We start from the raw sequence: 16,744 nt of genomic DNA, 5'->3' as shown, positions 1-16,744 counted from the left end.
ATTGAAACCCTCACTTTGTTTGGACCGAGCTACACGATATAGATCGAACGGCAAAACGCAGACCGGAACATCCGCCTATGGCTAGCAAACGCAAGGATCCGAACACGAAGTTTTACTACTTCATCGATATCGACCTTTACTCTCGGCAAATTATGTCTTGGGACTCTGACACTCAGAACAACGTTGACTTCAACGAACTAACTAACGGATGCTACCGAGTTTTTCTGAGCAAAGGTCAGTACAGTAAACTAGTAAAGCAACTTGAGGCGGCCCGTTAGTCGACAAGGTCTCGCCCGACTTCGATGGGGCGTGAAGCCCTGGCAACCGCTTCACCATCAGTCGTCAATCGCAACAACATTCGATTCGTAAAGACAGCTCTCCCTCATACCATTCGTTGGCTCAGAACAATGCCCGTAATCACGACACTCGGCTTCAACGGGCGAACGGAAGAAGCGATCAAGTTCTATCGCGACGCAGTCGATGCCGAGATCGTTTTCATGATGCGGTTTCGCGATAGCCCCGATCAGTCACACACGAAATTCGGTATGGAAGAGATGATCTTTCACGCTACGTTTGTGATCGAAGGAACAACGTTTATGGCAAGCGATGTCGGGTACACCGACGGCGGAGCCTCGGCTGAATTCTCGGGGTTTTCTCTCGCCATTGGGTTTGATTCGCTGGAACGGGCTCGACGAGCTTTCGACAACCTAGCCGACCAGGGTCAAACCGTGATCCCGTTGGCCGAATCAGCGTTCACGTCGTGGTACGGGATCGTGATTGATCGGTTCGGTCTTTCATGGAAGATCAATGTCACCCAAGACCCTGCATCATGAAGCGATCGTTTCCTTAGATTTGCGATTGATAACTGCGGCTCGTGCCGGCCTCGGTTGCCCACGTTATGCTTATCAATTGGCAAGTCAGCCCTTGCCGTTTGAAATTTACCGGTGAAGTGGATGACTGAGAGATACCCATGACGATGCAAGAAACACGAACAAGCCGATTGGTATTTCGATGGCGTATTGGATTGTGCGTTGCTGCGCGATTCTTGGCTGCTGTGTGGTTTTTGGCTTCAGTAGCTACCATTGCTACAGCTCAAGACTCGGTACCAGAGTCCGCAAGAACACATCTTCCTTCGTTTCCGGGTGCGGAGGGTTACGGTTCGGTAGCTAAAGGAGGACGCGGCGGTAAAGTGTTTACGGTCACGAACCTCAACGACTCAGGCCCCGGTAGCCTTCGTGCCGCCGTGAAGTCAGACGGTCCGCGCATCGTGGTTTTTGGGGTCTCGGGAACTATTGATCTGAAAAGCAGACTTAGCATCCGCAACCCGTACATCACCATTGCCGGACAAACTGCACCGGGCGATGGAATTGCGATTAGGCGCTATCCCGTCACGATTGATGCGGATGAAGTTGTGATCCGATATTTGAGACTTCGGTTAGGAGATGAGTCAGGAGAAGACGCCGACGCTCTTTCAGGCAGGTATCACCAGAACATCATCGTCGATCACGTTTCGGCCAGTTGGAGCGTGGATGAAACGCTATCGATCTATCATTGCAAAAACGTGACGGTGCAGTGGTGTCTAATCGCTGAAAGTCTTTACCAATCGATCCACGCGAAGGGTCCTCATGGGTTCGGAGGTATCTGGGGATCGAACTACAGCACTTACCACCACAATCTGCTCGCTCATCACTCCAGTCGCAATCCACGGTTTGCATCGGGGTCAGGGTACACGGACTATCGAAACAATGTCGTCTACAACTGGGGACACAACAGTGCCTACGGCGGGGAAAAGCAACAGCAAGGAAACCCAGCTTATGACTTCTCAACCATCAACATGGTAGCGAATTATTACAAACCAGGCCCTGCTACACGCACTGGCTCGGTGGGACATCGGATCATTAACCCCTCTTCACGCGATGGTGTGAACGACCTTGGTCAATGGTATGTGGCGGAGAATTACATGCACGGCAATGCGGAAGCGTCCGCTGACAATTGGTCCGGTGGAGTCCAGCCACAAGGAGGCGATGAACAAATCGAGTCATTGAGGCTCGCTACACCATGGCAATCAATGCCCATCCGGCAGCATCGTGCTGAAGAAGCCTATCGCCATGTGTTACAACATGCAGGCGCGTCTTTGCCCCGGCGTGATTCGGTTGACGCTCGAATCGTAGAAGAGGTTCGCACCGGAACTGCAAAATTTGGCGAGACTTACGGCGGCGGAGGGAAAGGAATCATAGACTCGCAGAATGAAGTCGGAGGCTGGCCGGCCCTGTCATCGGTTCCGTCAAGACCGGATTCCGACGGCGATGGAATGTCAGATGAGTGGGAAATCAATCACGGTCTCGCTCCTCACAACGCAGCCGACGGATCCATGGACACTGACAGCGATGGCTACACGAATATTGAAGAGTTCATCAATGGCACCAATCCGAACGTCTACGTGGACTACACAAGTCCTGAGAACAATATCAGTTCAATAGCAAACTGAACCTAGTCCTCTATCTGCAAGACAAGCATGAATGAGCCGGCCTCTCATCGAACAGGCCCCGAAACACAGCGTCTTCTTCACCGAGCCTTCACGGTCGAGGACGCAGTGGTTGCGTTTGAACTCAACAGCAATCCCGACGTCATGCGATATACCGGCGATACGTCACTTAAAAACGTGGCGGAAGCACGACGTTTTATCGCGAACTATCCGGACTTTGAACGATATGGGTTTGGCCGCTGGGCGTGTGTCCTGAAAGAATCGCAAACCGTCATCGGATTTTGCGGCCTGAAGTACCTTCGAGATCTGGATGTTGTGGATGTTGGCTATCGTTTCTTGCCTCAATATTGGGGACAGGGTCTAGCCACCGAGGCATGCATGGCGAGCCTTGATTTTGGGTTTAGCAAGTTAGGACTAGCGAGGATCTTCGCTTTTGTCATTCCCGCCAACGTGGGCTCCGTGCGAGTACTCGCAAAGTCCGGAATGCAAGTCGACTCAGAGTTCGATTGCGACGGCATCGCTACGCATCGATATGTGAAGCATCGCCCAACGAGCGCTCATTCTTGAATCCTGCGCAGTGGCGAATTCCAAAACTGGGGGCGAATTCCAAAACTGGGGGCGAGCAGCGCTGCGTTAGCTAAGACCTAAGTCGTTCAGACGGGAAAACTCGCATACAAGAGCAAACGAATCTTGCTGAGCGTGCAAACAAATCCGCACACCATGATGGATGTTGACGGACGACAAGACGGTTGCGAGCGCTGACACATTGGTGATTGTTCACAACATGGCTGCCGATTCGAGCGAGGCTTGTTGCAACTTCCCCATTCCGTTGTGCAGGCGTCACTACGTATCGAGCGCTCGCCAATCGGGTTTCGCGACACATCCTATCGAAGTACCGCGAGCGGTGAAATGCAATCTGCAAGACATCGTAAGATTGCTTTTTTTTACCTGCTCCAACGCTGCGTACAGCTTTCCTGGACCACTGGTTTCGATTAGTTTTTCTTCCATTCCCATCAAACTCTCCTCGAACTCTCCCTTTCAAGAAAGGTCCTTTCATGACGAAAACTTGCATTGCCGTGATGTTGTTTTTGACCACGATTCCCCTAATGCTTTGCCAGGGACAGTCCTTGGGGTACAGCCAGAATCGCATCGCGATGAGCTTTGACGGTAACAGCGCTCCGGACAACGAATACAAATGGCCAACGGGAGATCCCGACGATTGGGGCGCACTTCCAGCGTCTTGTGCGATCATCGCAAAGCTAGGTCTGCAGGAACAGCTAGTTCATTGTTCCTACAACAACTTCATCGATGCACCGCCCGGCCCCGATGCTGAAAACCAACTGAAGATCGGCGCCGATGGCGCGATCAAGTACTGGGGCTTCAAGCCTGAAGCTTTCTTCGACGTTACCACTCAACAACGGGAAGCCATTGAGAGCTTGGCGAGCGAGATGGCGAAGTCGACTCAGAGTGATCCCCTGTACTTTATTCATGCTGGACTATCCGAGTTCGTTTACCTGGTGGTTGATGAGGTGGTTCGAAACGGCAACGTTGATTCGCTATCGCATGTCCACTTGGTGTCACACAGTGGGTTCAATGAAAACGAGCGTCGTCGCCCTCATCATCACACTTGGAGCGACGTCCAAGAACTCAGTGGAGGCCGGATTCAGTATGCGAAGATCAAAGACCAAAATCATAAAGAAGATCCGAACCACCTTTGGCACTCCGGGAAAGACTTTTCCGTGTGGCATTGGATGCGCGATCATTCCCAACCAGACGTACGGTGGATGTATTCGAGACTCGAAGCCCACAGTGGTAACGTTGCGGATATTTCCGACTGCGGAATGTTGTTTTACTTGCTGGTAGGTGACGATGACGGTAGCCCGAAGAAGTTCGAAGCGTTCATTGGTGACGGAGTAGCCCTCGTTGGACAAACCGACCAAGGCAACACAAACGGAAAGGTGGCGACCGCCCCAGTTTCGCTCAATGCGCTGAAGGACTTCGATGAGATCACGGTCGACGGTTTCGCACCGGCCTATCGTGACCCAGCGCGAAAAGCTCTCGCGATTGATGCATCAAAACACCAAGGTGTGTACGCGGCCGCGACAACGCGATTCCCGGGAGACAGTGGAGTCTACGATGTCACGTTGGAAGCACTGACGGAGCTCGATGGCGAGAGCACGTACCGGTTGGTGGTCGATGGCAATACAGTGGGAACGTCCCAAAATCCTGCGACCGAAAAAGACTACCAACCTCACCAGCATCATTTCCGCAGTGTCGAACTTAAAAAGGGATCAACCATCCAGATTGAGTTCAACTCCCAAAGCAATGGCAAAGTGCCCGAGGGCGATGCATTCGCGTTTGCTCGCGGTCGATGGCGCCATCTTTCATTCGAGCCGACAAAAACATTTTCGCAATCCACCGTTGCCGGCTCACCCGCAACCAAGGAATCTGCTTTTAACTCACCAGACCAAGCCTTGATAATTATCGAGGCTGAAGACATGGAGCGGACGACGGGATGGCGGCTTGCGAAAGGCGAAGCCGCTTCCGGCGGCAAGTACGTAGTCTATGAAGGAAACAACAGTTTCGCTCGAACGACTAAGCATCGCATCAAAGCTACGTTCAAGGTAGAGAAAGCCGGAAGCTATTCGGTTAAATGGAGCATGCGTCAGCCTGACGATGTGCCCGGTGACCAAGCAAACGATGCTTGGCTCTGCTTTACTGATGCAAAGCAACTCGCACGACAAACTCAACTTACGGGCTTTCACAAGTTTGTGGGTCGTAGCAAAGGCTCCTTTGGCCTCAACGGTCAACTCGATCTAGAAGGTGACCAACCTTGGATGACGGTTGAATTTCCCAAGCCCGGCGAATATCAACTTGAAATCGCTGGTCGGTCCCAAGGCTTTCAACTCGACCGCGTGGTGCTATACCAAGGGATTGATTTCGAGGACTTAAGCAGAACTCTGCAGTAACTGCGAGTTGCGTTCGTCGGGGTTGGCTTACCACAATGAAAGAAATACGGGTCGTCGAAGCGACTCGGAGCTACCCCATCGACTTTGGTGCTTGAGAGTTCGACCAACTTGTTACGAGTCCATGGTTTGGGGTGCGAATCCTTATGGGCAGATTGCCTATTCATTTTCAACACGATCGAACCACTTGTAAGATGAGCTACAACGAGGAAGTCTTTCCCACCGATCCGCCTTTGACCCAGCGTGAAGAGATCAATGCGGCGCTTTTGCGCCGCTGGTTACTGGCCGGATGGGAGGCAAACGACAGTTCGCTTGTTGACGAACACTTTCATCCGCAATGCATAGTCAGCGGATTGGCTCCCGAAGTCATCGAGGGTGTTGACGAAATGCGCGCTACTCACCGAGCGATGTGTGCGAGATTGAACCATCGCAGTGCAACTCTGCATTTTTTGGTCATCCGTGGCGATCAGTTTGCGGTTTCAATGGAATTCGAAGGACGTCAACAAGACTCTGGCATTGACGTTGCTTTGGAATCCGCGTGCTTTGGAACGATGAAGGATGGGCTGATCTACAGGGCACACAACATCATCGACTACACTGGCCTGTACTCAAAGCTCGGCTTGCTTGACACGCGTAAGCTCGCGGAGCACTTCGGCTAGGCATCGTTTATCTATCGAAGCAACGGGCAAGCAATTTGTTTAGCCCAGAATCTTTGTTTTCTATCCCGGTGCTCCATTACCAAGGAACTTCCAAAATGAAACGCCTCTCGATCTTTGTAGCACTGGCCATAGTTTCGTTGCTTGCCGACGCTCGAACCGCATCAGCCGATTTAGTTGTCAGCTTTACCGAAATGGGTGGGAGCGTTGTAACTTCCATCTCCGGGTCGATTGACCTTACCGGCCTTTCAAACGTGGGCGATGTTCCGGAATCGATTTCGGTAAGGCCGTCAAATGGGACGTTTTATGTAGGTTCCACGTCCGGCATTCCCCATGAGCACTATTTCGTCCCTAGTTCGGTTGTCAGGACGGGGCCACTATCCTTTGGCAGTGGTGGGTACACCGCAGCGACATCTGGAAGTGGTGACTTCATTGGCTTCACCGCCAACAGTGGAAATTTCAATATCTATCTACCCGAAAATTACGTCTCCAACACCTTGGTTACAGGTACGGCGAACTACGCTGGCGAAAGCTTCGCATCGTTGGGAATCGATCCTGGCGTCTACACGTGGAACGCTGGTGCCAACCAAATCACTGCAACGATCGCAGCAGTGCCAAAACCATCGTCTGTTGCGTTCTTGATGATTGCAGGGTTGGGTGCAGGCGTTGTTCGTTTTCGACACCGACGTCGAACCGCGTAACGTTTGACCCGGTTGCCCCGGCGTGGTGACTTGCGTGATTATGCTGAAGGGGTGACCGGCTTTGCGCTTACCCCTGACGCACTTTGGCCCCCCTGACGCACTTTGAAGACGTGCTTATCGTCTTCGTTTCGTTGCTATTTTGCTGGGCCGATGAGCGATAGATCAGCGGTGGTATTGGGCGCGATGTCCATTGGTGGACGCGTTGGGTCGATGGCTTTGCCTTCCCAAATCCAACGGCCGTCCTTGAACTCTAAGATTCGCGAGTGACTTGCTTTCGCTAGGGGGCGAGGATCAGCGATGTAAAACTCGCGAAGTCGTGAGGCCGCTTCGGCGTGCTTGGAATCATCAATGATATTGGAGTACTCGTTGGGATCAGCGACCATGTCGTAGAGCTCCTCGCTTCCATCGGCGTAACGAATCAGGCGATAACGTTGATCCCGAATCGCGTAATTGCCCGGGTTGTGTTCGGTTACCGCCGGACGCCGTGATTCCGATGGGTCAACGACTTGCGGTTTCAAACTTACGCCTTCAAGTTCAGCGGGCACTTCCAAACCGGCGAGATCTGCCAGGGTTGGAAAAACATCGAGTAGTTCAGCAGGTTGTTCGCAAACACCGGACTCGATCCCTGGGCCGACGAAGATCAGCGGCACGTGAGTCGATCGCTCCCAAAGGGTATTCTTGCCACTGATGTTCTTCTCACCCAAGTGCCATCCATGGTCGCTCCACAAACACACGATCGTGTTGTCGGCGTAAGGAGATTGGTCTAGTGCTTCGAGCACACGAGCGATTTGTGTGTCCATGAACGTAATGCAAGACAGGTAGGCCCGAACCAAATTGCGGTGTTCGTTGTTATCTTCGAGCCAACTCAAACGCGGTTCAGGTAGTTCCCAATGCAGGTACCAAGAGAACGGTGAGCAGTCCGATCGCTCTACATGATCGATCGGTGGCATGATCAACGTTTCATCGGGATACATGTCCCAATACTTAGGCGTCGTGTGACAGGGAACGTGCGGCAAGAAAAACCCGCAAGCCATGAAGAACGGCTTCGATGATTCCATTTCGCCAATCTGGTCCACCACCCAGGATGCAACTTGATAGTCACCCTTGTCCGATTCTTCGTGATCAAAAACACCCCAATCGACCAACGGATGATCGCCACCGGGTGTTGGTGGAACTAACTTCTTCGGCGGCCCAATGCCTGCGCGTCCAGGTGGCCCAACATGCTGGAACTCGACCTCGATTCCCTCAGGCGTCTTTTGAAAGTAGCCGCCGTGATAGACCTTTCCCGCCGAATAGGTTTCGTAACCCGCACGCGCAAAATGCTGAGGCAGCGTCGTGATGTTTCGGAATTCGTCTACGTTTCGAAACCAAGGCCCCAGTCCATAAATCCCGGTCGACGATGGACGGCGACTCGTCATCAAGCTGGTGCGAGACGAATTGCACAAAGGCGACTGGCAATGTGCGTTTCGGAAATTCATACCTCGCGATGCAAGCTCTGCCATTGCAGGAGTCTTGACCTGGGGATGGCCACCGAGAGGTTCCACCCAATCGTTCAAGTCATCGATGCAGATCATCAAGACGTTGGGACGCTCTGCGGATGACTGACCGTTGGTTGTCTGGCCGCGACATGGCTCAACCAACGAAACGGTGATGGCCATTGCCAGCGGCACGAGAAGCTTGGTGGGATTCATGGCGGGACTCTTGATGAAGGTGAGGCGTGGGATAAAGGAGGGAACAGGCGGGAATCCACCACTTCGCGCGTGAAGATCGAAGCGAAACGGCAGCAACTTGGGCAGTGCCAAGCAGAGCACCTGTGGCTGGCTGCTTGTAGCCTAACGCTTGCCATTGCTTGAATTTGCCTGACTTCGCTCGGCACTGCTAGGCACTGCCCGCATTCAAATGAAAACGTCTTAGGGCGAAAGCTTTGCACGAGCCGCGGTGACTCGTTCGATCACTTCATCTCGCGTCTGGCCGAGCGTCGTCAGGTGTCCCATCTTACGCGATCGCTGAGGGTGATGCTTGCCGTAGAGATGCAAGGCGATCGCGGGAATTGAGATAGCGTCATTCCATCGGGGTGTGACGAGTTGATCCTGATCGTCAAGCCACACGTCACCCAACAAATTGGACATCGCAGCGAACGGACATCGCAGCGTTGTCGACCCCAGCGGCAAGCCGCATACGGCGCGAACGTGCTGTTCGAATTGGCTCGTGTGACAGGCTTCAATCGTCAAATGCCCCGAATTATGAGGCCGCGGTGCTACTTCGTTGATCACGACATCGTCGCCAACGACGAAGAACTCCACACAAAGCAAGCCGACGACACCCAGCGTTTGGGCAGCCCGCGTCGCAACCTCTCGAGCGCGGGTTGCCAAGGCTTCGGTGATCGACGCCGGTGTGACCGATACATCGAGAATGTGGTTACGGTGTTGGTTTTCGAACACGGGAAACGTTGTTGATTCGCCATTGCTCGAGATCGCCACGACCACGGAAACTTCAATGTCGAAGGGCATCCACTGCTCGGCGATCCAACTGGAAGCGGAACTCCAATCGACCTGTCCCAATTCGTCGGCGGAACTGATTTTGTATTGCCCCTTGCCGTCGTACCCATCGCGGGCTGTCTTCACGACCATGGGCCAACCAAGCGTTTCGCTGGCGGCCAGCAACGATTCGTTATTCGAGACTTCGACAAATGGAGTCACGCGAAGTCCGGCGCCGGCGAGTGTCGATTTTTCCAGAAGACGGTCTTGGGCAATTTCAAGGACACGGTGAGCCGGGTAGGTGGGAGCGTGATCAGCGCACCGCTCCATCGTCGCCGCTGGAATATTTTCGAATTCCAACGTGATGACGTCACACATGGAAGCGAAGGACTCCACAGCCGTTTCGTCATCGAGTTTGCCAACGACGGTGTGATGGGCGACCTGGGCTGCAGGCGTATCGGAAGACTCACAAAACACCACCACTCGGTAGCCCATGGACGCTGCGGCCATTGCGAACATACGGCCAAGTTGTCCGCCGCCCACCATACCGATCGTCGCGCCAGGATTAACTAACCGAGCTTGCGCGTGCCGCGATTCACTGTGATGCGATTCACTGTGATGCGATTCACTGTGTTGCGTTGACGATTGCTGACTTGAGCGACTCATGCCAAATCACCTGACTCTAGGACCGCGTCGGTTTGGGATTGGACAAAGTCAGCGAGGCGCATCTGCAACTTGGCGTCCGAGAGTGCCAGGATACGAGCAGCCAGAATGCCCGCGTTCTTGGCGCCGGAAGTTCCAATCGACATCGTGGCAACAGGGATTCCACCAGGCATTTGCACAATCGACAGCAGCGAATCGAGTCCCTGCAGTGCTCGGCTTTGCACGGGCACCCCGATCACTGGCAAGTTCGTTTCGGATGCCACCATGCCGGGTAAATGCGCGGCGCCTCCGGCACCAGCGATGATGACCTTCAAACCCCGGTCCGCAGCGCCAGCGGCATAGGCGACCATGCGAGCAGGTGTTCGATGTGCGGAAACGACGTACTTTTCATGAGCGACGCCGAGAACTTCGAGTGCCTCGCAAGCGTGCTTCATCGTGTCCCAGTCGTTCTTGCTGCCCATGATGACGCCCACGAGCGCGTCCGTGTCGGGAAAATCAGTGGCAGGATTAGACATCACAATCTCGGGAAACAGGGGGGTGTTGGCGAGGCCAATGTTTGTACGCTCAACGAGCAGAGTTGGAAAGAACGCAGAACCGAATTCACTCTCTTTGTCCGCTCAAACTCAACCTCGCTTGGCGTCTGTGCGGGCTGCATGCATCATTCGGTCGTCGTGTCCGCGTAGTGATCATCAAAACGCAATGGCCATAAAAACTTGGCCCCGAAACACATCGAAAGATTGCCCCAGCGACACTCTGGATCGTCGCTTGAAGTTTGTTGCAAACGTTAATGTGCCATTTCAACTTCTTCGACCTCTTCAGCTTCTTCGATACTCTCGCGGACTTCTTCGCTAGCCGTCCAATAGAAAATGGTTCCGATGATGGCCATTACCACTTTGACCATTTCAAAAACGAGTGCGACCAACGTTCCTGATGCATTGGTTGGTACAGCGGGCACGATTTTGTAAAGCTGATCGATCGCGGCTTCCAGAACACCGATGCCGGCGGGAGTGATCGGCAAGGTCGAAGCGAGCATCCCAATCGGCACAATGATGAAGTGGTCGGCCAGTGCGGGCGGTGACGTGTAGAGCCCTTTGGCCACCAAATACATGCTGATCACGAGCGAACCTTGAACGCCGAGGCTCATGATCACCGAAACGGCGAACGCAATCGGGTGATGATGGAACATCCGCAACGGCGGGCCGATCGTGGCGACAAGCTTGCCGATCGCCGGAAGACCGCTGCCCCACGTGATCAACCGATCCACGCCACGACCCCCGAGAATCAAAATCGCCAAAACGACTGTCCCCAAACCTATCAAGATGGCGGTCGCCCACTTTATTTGTTCCATTCCGAAACTGCCGTCGGCCACTGCTGCTGAGGCGTCGGAATTCGAAGCGGCGGCGCCGGGATTCAGCATCAACCCGCCAGCGACCAGTAAAAGCAGTCCGTACATGCCACAACCGCGGTCGACCAGAACCGAGGCAACTGCTGCGACTCGCTTCCCCGGTCGCCGTTTGGCCAAGAAAATTGCTTTAAATAGATCTCCGCCAACGCTGCCGACGGACACAAAGCTGAGCAAAAAGCAAATCGAACCAAGCCGCTGGGCTTCCAGCATCGTCAATTCAATGCCCTGGCAGCGGACCAGCAAGCACCAGCGGGCGAACGAGAGCATCATTGCGAAGATCGAAACGACCAGCGCCGCGACCAGCAAGCCATATTGCTTGGGTTGGGCGGACAATTGATGCCACTGTTCCGGCTCGATACGCCACACCAAATAGCCAATGATGGCGGCGGGCAACGCGAATTTGAGTGCCGTTATCAGTCGCGTCTTGCTGGTTGATTGCATGGACAGGAGGATAGTTTGCAGCAAAACGCTTGCCAACCTTGCCAAAGAACAGAATGTTCCGTATTCTTCCGTTCCACAAACCATTTTTATCACCGCTAGCCAGGTAGGCTGAGGCGGGATTTCCACTGACTATCACGATCTGACCAGGTTTTTGCCATGACCATGGACCGCAGCCTCAAGGTGCAAGCCGGGGCCATCAAGACTCGCAACGTTCTGACGCGAGCCGAACGAGTCGCCCAAATGAAGAATCTGGGCAAATTCGACGAAGAAGCCAGCCTCGTTGGGATGCCCAAGACGCGAGTCGTCAAGGTGTCGCTGAAGCGTAAGAAGAAAGTTAAGAAGGCTGAAGAGGACGATAAGGCTACTAAGAAGAAGAAGTAGTCCCGTCGATCTTCCCAAGATCCACCAAACCGACGCCGCTCGATCACGGGCCGCGTCGGTTTTTTTGTTGCCCGCGAGTTGTCCCGACAGCTTGCCTGCGGGGTTTCAGGTAAGTCGCACGGTGAACCCGATCGGCAGATCCGGCCGTTCACAACCGACAACCGACGCGAAATTCGCCATGGATTTCCCGCTTGGAATCGAAAACGTAGGACAAATTGCGGTGCCAATGAAAACCAATACGCCTTAGGATGGTAGCTATGCTAGGAGAGCCCATTCGCAGATCGGCGGTGGGACAGCATGCCGTTTTGATTCGCAGAAGCATCGCCCGTAGAAGCATCGCCTCTTCCATCCCCCACACGTGTAGCACCCCATGAGCGAAGCTGTCGCCGACACTGACGAAGTCGCCCCGAACGATGCCAGTCGATTTAACGAAGATACCATCGTCGATGTTCCTGATACCGGGCTGGATCCGCAACGCATTCCGTTGCCCGAAGCGACCCAGCCCCTGAAGATCCTGTGGTCCTATGTGGCGGTGCTTTCAGTCGTCCATGTTTTGGCCCTCGGAATCTTCATTCCTTACCTGTTCACTTGGTCGGGTTTGATCCTCGGCATTCTCGGTCACTTTACCTTCGGAATGCTCGGCATCACGATTGGTTACCACCGGCTCCTCACGCATCGTGGCTTCACTTGCCCGAAGTGGTTGGAACATTCGTTAGCGATGATGGGAATGTGCAACCTGCAAGATTCACCAGCTCGCTGGGTCGCAATTCACCGGATGCACCATCAACACAGCGACCGTCAACCCGACCCTCACTCGCCGCTGGCCAATTTCGTTTGGGGACACGTGGGCTGGGTCGTTTGTCGCCACCGAGACTTAGACAAGACCAGTCACTACGAACGCTATGTGCGAGATCTACTACGTGATCCGTTTTACCTCAGACTTGAGCGTCACGACGGGTGGTTCTTCGTCTACCTATTCCATTCGCTCCTGATCACAATGGCGGGCGCAGCGTTTGGATACTTCGTGGGTGGCAGCGGATCCGAAGTGATTCGCTATGCAGCCAGTTGGACCGTTTGGGCCGTGGCTGCTCGCACGGTGTTCGTTTTGCACGGAACTTGGTCCGTCAATTCGCTCTCGCACCTGTTTGGCTATCGCAACTACGAAACTCGCGATCACAGCACCAACAATTGGTTGGTCGCACTCATCAGCCACGGCGAGGGCTGGCACAACAATCACCACGCTCAACCGCGATCGGCCGCTCATGGTCATCGCTGGTGGGAATTTGACATGTCTTGGCGAGTGATTCAGTTTCTCGAGATGATCGGCTTGGCCAAAGACGTGGTGCGACCTAAGTCGAATCGCTAAACCAGCGCATCACTGGTCCCACCAGTGTTTCGTTCTGGCATGGTGAATACGAACCTAGCTCCCGATCGAAAAGTAGCTCCCGACCTGTAGTAGCCCCCACCTGAAGGCAAACCGTGTCCTGCAGGCAAAACCCTGCTCTGCACGCAAACGCAGATCGGCAGATAACCGCTAAACGGCAGGCAACCGCCGATCGGCGGGCAATCGCTGAACGGCAGGAAAAACAGGGCTTCAAGACACGGCGAGGGCTACCGCTACCTGACCTGCGTTGCGGCGACTCCAAACACTCGGCGAAATTCTTTGGTCGCGAGATCTTGAAGGTTACCGTCGAGCATGGTGATGGCGATTCGATACGTTTGGAACGATTCGCCCTGTTGGCCATCGCGGTATTGCCGGCGTGCCAATCGCACCAGCGCTTTGCCGCGCTGCGTCTTCGCCGCCCGCGAACTTGGATCGATTTGGACAACCGCTGACGAATCGGTGCCTCGAATGGCTCGATCCATCGCATCGAGATCTATGATCGTCGCTGACACTGCCGCACCGTGGTGCGACATGGCTCCGCCAAAGCGATGATTCAAACCGCGTCGGCTAGACGAGGTCGACGCCCGCGACACGCCGCCCAAATACGTGGAACCTTGATCGGGAACCAGCACACTGCCCGAATACGTGAAGGTCTCGATCGAAGGTCGTTGAACCACTTGTGCCGAGGCATCGGTCGCCATGACGGCAACAGCAACTAGAACAACCGTTGCAGTGACGAATGTTGAAGAGACGACCGCTGAAGAGACGACCGTTGCAGCGCCGCGGATGTGAGCGTTCATTCCTGCTTCACTTTTTCAGGAAACACGTTCTTAAATTTCTTGACCTTCGTCGCCACCACCGCTCGACAATAGCCGGCCGTTGGATTGCGACGATAGTAGTCTTGGTGATATTCCTCGGCCGGGTAGAACTCGGTCGCAACTTCGAGTTGCGTCACGATCGGCTTACGATACTCATGAGCATCGGTGAGCTCCTTGATGACGCGTTCGGCGATCTGTTTTTGTTCGGCGCTGTGAATAAAGATCGAACTGCGATACTGAGGCCCCTCATCGGCACCTTGCTTGTTCAGCGTGGTCGGGTCGTGAGTCTTGAAGAAGACCTTCAAGATTTCTTCGTAGGTAACCTTCGTTGGATCGTAATAGACCTCCACCGCCTCGGCGTGTCCGGTGAGCTTCCCGCACACCTGTTCGTAGGTTGGGTTGGGCACCTGCCCACCGATGTAGCCTGAAACCACATCGTTCACGCCTTCCATATTTTCAAAAACGGCCTCGGTACACCAGAAGCAGCCACCGGCCAACGTGGCGACCGCCTCTTTGCCTTGCGAGAGAGCGTCACTATTGGCCGAGCCTTCACTTTGGGCCGTCGCGATGCTGCCGACCGAAGCGGTGACGATTGCCAACGTTGCCACGATTCGCGGAATCAGATTTCGGGGGAAACTGGACATGAATCATTCTTATGGGGTGGGAGACAGTGGGAAACGATCTCGGTGGGTTGTGTACTGACCATCCGTGGTACACCATTTTACGTCTGCGTCAAAATAGCGTCGACCGACAACCTGTATCATACCGCGAGTACACAACAAAAGTCAGGTTTGGCGGTTGCGGTGTGCTGGAGAGAAGATGTCTCAATCTGTCGAAAATCCGCTGAATCGCTCGTTTTGGGCGTCTCCACGCGAGCAATTAAAGCTGGCAATTCGCGGCGTCGCCGTGGCGGCGTTTTTCGCCTTTGGCGCGGCCATCATGCCCGAGAAGTGGATGGTCGAGACGTCCGAGTTTCTTGGCTTTGACCCATTCCCCGATTCACCGTTGACCTTTTACCTAGCCCGCCACCTCAGCCTGATGTACGGCTTTGTCGGAGTTTTGCTTTGGATTGCAGCGTCGGATTTCGAGCGATACCGCCCGTTAATACGCCATCTCGCCCGACTGACAATTATCTTTGGGGTGATGCAAGGCGTGATTGACGCGATGGCGGGTTTGCCAGCGTGGTGGTCGATTGGCGAAAGTGGGTCGACTGTGCTGGGCGGTTGCTTGCTGGTGTGGATGGAACGTCGCAGCGATTAGTCGCATCACGTGCCTCCGCTCGCCCAATTCGGCCGCTGTCCTTACCATGGTCAATCGTGAACTCTCGAAAGTCCCCGCAGTTAAACTCCATGAAAAACTTCTTCAAAGATAAGCTCATGAGCGTCTTTTCGTCTCCGGAAAACCAACGTCCCTCGTCCGACGCTGGTCAACCCGCTCACGCTGGCGCTGGCAACCCTGGTCAACGTCCTGCGGCAGCGGGTGGATCCGGCGGTCGCCCAACATCTGGACGACCGGCACCGGAACGTTTGCCGGAACCATCGGTGATTCCAGAAAATGGCTGGCATTGCGGTCACTTCTTTTACCGCTTTCGACGTGACGCGATGACGGGTGTGCTGAATGAAGCGGAACGATCTGCTTTTCTTGCGGCCCTCAATCCATCGGATGCACCCGAGCGAATAGCAACCTACTGGACCAGCGGTCATCGAGCTGACTTTGCGGTGATGGTGATGGATCCCGATCCGGCCAAAGTCGATTCGATTCACCAGTCCATCATGGCTCCTGGCATTGGCCGATACATCGAACCCACTTGGTCGTTCGTGTCGATGAGCGAAGTGAGTGAGTACGTTCCCTCGGTGCAAGAGTTCAAGAAACGTTTGGTGCGAGGTGGCGCGGATCCTAATTCACCGGAAGTCGCCGCGAAGGTGTCGGCGTATGAACGTCGTTTGCCGATGATGAACGAACAACGGTTGCGGCCCGAGTTTCCCGACTTGCCGGCGGCCTGTTTTTATCCAATGAACAAGAGTCGCGTCCCGGGAGCGAACTGGTTTACCGAAGCTTTCAGTGCGCGAAACGCAATGATGGCCGAGCACGCGCAAAGCGGGATGGCATTCGCTGGCAAAGTCAGCCAATTGATTTCAGTCGGCGTTGGCGTTGACGACTGGGAATGGATGGTGACACTGTGGGCACGTAACCCGGAATACTTGAAAGAGATCGTTTACAAGATGCGATTTGACGAAGCCAGTGCCAAGTACGCTGAGTTTGGGCCGTTCTACGTTGGCTACAAAGCCACACCGCTGGAAATTCTCGAACATTGCCAAGTCGTCGGAAAGTAATTCCGCCCATCCGTAGCAACTACGCCCGTTGCAA

The 16,744-nt window shown here is 54.3% G+C and carries 17 protein-coding genes; 11 read left to right on the top strand and 6 right to left on the bottom strand.

Translation table 11 applies throughout. From position 1 onward, the window contains the following. The first annotated feature begins 77 nt into the window (after positions 1 to 77). The 7 genes from Pla22_RS16015 (at position 78) to Pla22_RS15985 (ending at position 6,808) form a co-directional block, all read left to right on the top strand. Positions 78 to 278: a hypothetical protein gene (locus Pla22_RS16015; protein WP_146515833.1), complete on the top strand. Its 201-nt coding sequence runs from the start codon at positions 78 to 80 to the stop codon at positions 276 to 278. 129 nt (positions 279 to 407) lie between these two features. After that, on the top strand, positions 408 to 833 hold the full coding sequence (locus Pla22_RS16010) for a VOC family protein (RefSeq protein ID WP_146515832.1): 426 nt from the start codon (positions 408 to 410) through the stop codon (positions 831 to 833). Between the two features lie 137 nt (positions 834 to 970). Further along, the gene (locus Pla22_RS16005; RefSeq protein WP_207310396.1) at positions 971 to 2,488 is read left to right on the top strand and encodes a pectate lyase; all 1,518 of its coding nucleotides are present in this window, start codon (positions 971 to 973) and stop codon (positions 2,486 to 2,488) included. A gap of 27 nt (positions 2,489 to 2,515) precedes the next feature. Beyond that, the gene (locus Pla22_RS16000) at positions 2,516 to 3,052 is read left to right on the top strand and encodes a GNAT family N-acetyltransferase (protein WP_146515831.1); all 537 of its coding nucleotides are present in this window, start codon (positions 2,516 to 2,518) and stop codon (positions 3,050 to 3,052) included. 488 nt (positions 3,053 to 3,540) lie between these two features. Next, the gene (locus Pla22_RS25725) at positions 3,541 to 5,454 is read left to right on the top strand and encodes a hypothetical protein (RefSeq protein WP_242632097.1); all 1,914 of its coding nucleotides are present in this window, start codon (positions 3,541 to 3,543) and stop codon (positions 5,452 to 5,454) included. Positions 5,455 to 5,645: 191 nt separating this feature from the next. Then, a complete protein-coding gene (locus Pla22_RS15990; protein WP_165440706.1) occupies positions 5,646 to 6,110 on the top strand; it encodes a nuclear transport factor 2 family protein in 465 nt (154 codons plus the stop codon). 95 nt (positions 6,111 to 6,205) lie between these two features. Then, the gene (locus Pla22_RS15985; protein ID WP_146515829.1) at positions 6,206 to 6,808 is read left to right on the top strand and encodes a hypothetical protein; all 603 of its coding nucleotides are present in this window, start codon (positions 6,206 to 6,208) and stop codon (positions 6,806 to 6,808) included. A 134-nt stretch (positions 6,809 to 6,942) separates the two neighbouring features. Here the strand turns inward: Pla22_RS15985 and Pla22_RS15980 are convergent, their stop codons facing one another. The 4 genes from Pla22_RS15980 to Pla22_RS15965 all read right to left on the bottom strand — a co-directional run bounded on the left by Pla22_RS15980 (position 6,943) and on the right by Pla22_RS15965 (position 11,794). Continuing rightward, on the bottom strand, positions 6,943 to 8,499 hold the full coding sequence (locus tag Pla22_RS15980; protein WP_242632096.1) for a sulfatase: 1,557 nt from the start codon (positions 8,497 to 8,499) through the stop codon (positions 6,943 to 6,945). Positions 8,500 to 8,718: 219 nt separating this feature from the next. Continuing rightward, positions 8,719 to 9,951, bottom strand: coding sequence for a 5-(carboxyamino)imidazole ribonucleotide synthase (locus Pla22_RS15975; RefSeq protein WP_146515828.1), 1,233 nt, complete (start codon positions 9,949 to 9,951; stop codon positions 8,719 to 8,721). Next, a complete protein-coding gene (gene purE / locus Pla22_RS15970) occupies positions 9,948 to 10,463 on the bottom strand; it encodes a 5-(carboxyamino)imidazole ribonucleotide mutase (RefSeq protein ID WP_242632095.1) in 516 nt (171 codons plus the stop codon). Before purE ends, Pla22_RS15975 begins: the two co-directional genes overlap by 4 nt. 269 nt (positions 10,464 to 10,732) lie before the next feature. Next, positions 10,733 to 11,794, bottom strand: a complete 1,062-nt coding sequence (locus Pla22_RS15965) for a lysylphosphatidylglycerol synthase transmembrane domain-containing protein (RefSeq protein ID WP_146515827.1) — start codon at positions 11,792 to 11,794, stop codon at positions 10,733 to 10,735. Between the two features lie 156 nt (positions 11,795 to 11,950). Between Pla22_RS15965 and Pla22_RS15960 the strand changes: the two genes are divergently transcribed. Then, on the top strand, positions 11,951 to 12,175 hold the full coding sequence (locus Pla22_RS15960) for a small basic protein (RefSeq protein WP_146515826.1): 225 nt from the start codon (positions 11,951 to 11,953) through the stop codon (positions 12,173 to 12,175). 370 nt (positions 12,176 to 12,545) lie between these two features. Then, positions 12,546 to 13,541, top strand: a complete 996-nt coding sequence (locus tag Pla22_RS15955) for an acyl-CoA desaturase (protein ID WP_146515825.1) — start codon at positions 12,546 to 12,548, stop codon at positions 13,539 to 13,541. Between the two features lie 251 nt (positions 13,542 to 13,792). On the opposite strand, the gene Pla22_RS15950 is transcribed toward Pla22_RS15955, so the two are convergent. Together Pla22_RS15950 and msrA are read right to left on the bottom strand one after the other, a co-directional pair. Continuing rightward, positions 13,793 to 14,359 carry a hypothetical protein gene (locus Pla22_RS15950; RefSeq protein WP_146515824.1) on the bottom strand — a complete coding sequence of 189 codons (567 nt, stop codon included), beginning with the start codon at positions 14,357 to 14,359 and terminating at the stop codon, positions 13,793 to 13,795. Further along, positions 14,356 to 15,021 (bottom strand): peptide-methionine (S)-S-oxide reductase MsrA, encoded by a 666-nt coding sequence (gene msrA / locus Pla22_RS15945; RefSeq protein ID WP_146515823.1) that lies wholly within the window; start codon positions 15,019 to 15,021, stop codon positions 14,356 to 14,358. Before msrA ends, Pla22_RS15950 begins: the two co-directional genes overlap by 4 nt. 175 nt (positions 15,022 to 15,196) lie before the next feature. Between msrA and Pla22_RS15940 the strand changes: the two genes are divergently transcribed. After that, positions 15,197 to 15,637: a hypothetical protein gene (locus tag Pla22_RS15940; protein ID WP_146515822.1), complete on the top strand. Its 441-nt coding sequence runs from the start codon at positions 15,197 to 15,199 to the stop codon at positions 15,635 to 15,637. A 266-nt stretch (positions 15,638 to 15,903) separates the two neighbouring features. Next, positions 15,904 to 16,710 carry a hydrogen peroxide-dependent heme synthase gene (gene hemQ, locus Pla22_RS15935; protein WP_146516553.1) on the top strand — a complete coding sequence of 269 codons (807 nt, stop codon included), beginning with the start codon at positions 15,904 to 15,906 and terminating at the stop codon, positions 16,708 to 16,710. The last annotated feature ends 34 nt before the right edge of the window (positions 16,711 to 16,744 follow it).

This window comes from Rubripirellula amarantea (genome assembly GCF_007859865.1).
In the GTDB taxonomy this organism is placed as follows: Bacteria; Planctomycetota; Planctomycetia; order Pirellulales; family Pirellulaceae; genus Rubripirellula; species Rubripirellula amarantea.
Note: the sequence above shows the minus strand (reverse complement) of the source record. Positions and strands in the feature narration are given on the sequence as shown.